Here is a 1,246-nt window from a genome sequence, read left to right as displayed (position 1 = left end):
GGGCGAGGGCGGCGAGGGAGAGGTTGAAGGGGCCCAGGCCGATGCCGATGAGGTCGTGGGTCCGGTCGCCTTCGGGGGTGGTCCGGTCGGTCATCGGAGGGTGCTGCCTTCCGTGGTGGCTTCGGGGCGGGCGTGGGCGGTGTGGGTGACGAGGGTGAGGAGCCGGCGGAGGTCGTCGGGGGTGGTGTGGGGGTTGAGGAGGGTGGCTTTGAGCCAGAGGCCGTCGTGGGTGCGGGCGCGGCCGAGGACGGCGGTTCCTTGGGTGAGGAGGGTGCGGCGGATGGTGGCGACGGTGGTGTCGTCGGTGTGGGTGGGGCGGAAGAGGACGGTGCTGATGGTGGGGCGGTCGTAGAGCTCGAGGTGGGGGTTGTCGTCGATGAGGTCGGCGAGGTGGTGGGCGGTGGTGATGGTGCGGTCGATGAGGTCGGCGAGTCCGTCGCGGCCGAGTGCTTGGAGGGTGACGGCGATCTTGAGGGCGTCGGGGCGGCGGGTGGTGCGCAGGGAGCGGCCGAGGAGGTCGGGGAGGCCGGCGTCGGTGTCGTCGTCGGCGTTGAGGTAGGGGGCGTGGTGGTGGAGGGCGTCGAGGTCGTGGTGGTGGGGGACGGCGAGGATGCCGGCGGATGCGGGTTGCCAGCCGAGTTTGTGCAGGTCGAGGGTGACGCTGTGGGCGCGGTGGAGGCTGCGTAGGGCGTGGCGGTGGGTGGGGCTGAAGAGGAGGGGTCCGCCGTAGGCGGCGTCGATGTGGAGTTCGGCGTTGTGGGTGGTGGTGAGGTCGGCGATGTCGGTGAGGGGGTCGATCTGGCCGGTGTCGGTGGTGCCTGCGGTGGCGGTGACGAGGAGGGGGCCGTCGTGGCGGGTGAGGGCGTCGCGGAGGGCGTGGGTGTCCATGACGCCGGTGGGGGCGGGGATGACGACGGGGCTGGGGAGGCCGAGGAGCCAGGCGGCGCGGGTGATGCTGTGGTGGGTGTTGGCGGCGCAGATGGTCTGGACGGGGCCGTGGCGTTCGCGGGCGAGGAGCAGGGCGAGTTGGTTGGCTTCGGTGCCGCCGGTGGTGACGAGGGCGTCGGGCTGCTGGGTGTGGGGGTAGATCTCGGCGGCGAGTGCGGTGGTGAGGGCTGTTTCGAGGGCGGAGGCGGCGGGGGCCTGGTCCCAGGAGTCCATGGAGGGGTTGAGGGCTGATGCGGCGAGGTCGGCTGCTGCGGCGAGGGCGAGGGGCGGGGTGTGGAGGTGGGCGGCGCAGTGGGGG

General features: G+C 72.8%; 1 protein-coding gene and 1 pseudogene. Both read right to left on the bottom strand.

Going from position 1 to position 1,246, the window contains the following annotated elements; all coding sequences use genetic code 11:
- Nucleotides 1-94, bottom strand: a pseudogene (locus tag B9S57_RS36445) (SidA/IucD/PvdA family monooxygenase); the annotation flags it as partial.
- A partial coding sequence (locus B9S57_RS19690) for an aminotransferase class V-fold PLP-dependent enzyme (protein WP_103516873.1) occupies nt 91-1,246 on the bottom strand: 1,156 nt, incomplete at its 5' end. The pseudogene B9S57_RS36445 and the gene B9S57_RS19690, both read right to left, overlap by 4 nt.

The sequence above is a fragment of the Streptomyces sp. SM10 genome (assembly GCF_002910915.1).
Classification (GTDB): Bacteria; Actinomycetota; Actinomycetes; order Streptomycetales; family Streptomycetaceae; genus Streptomyces.
This window is presented reverse-complemented; position numbering and strand designations above follow the sequence as displayed.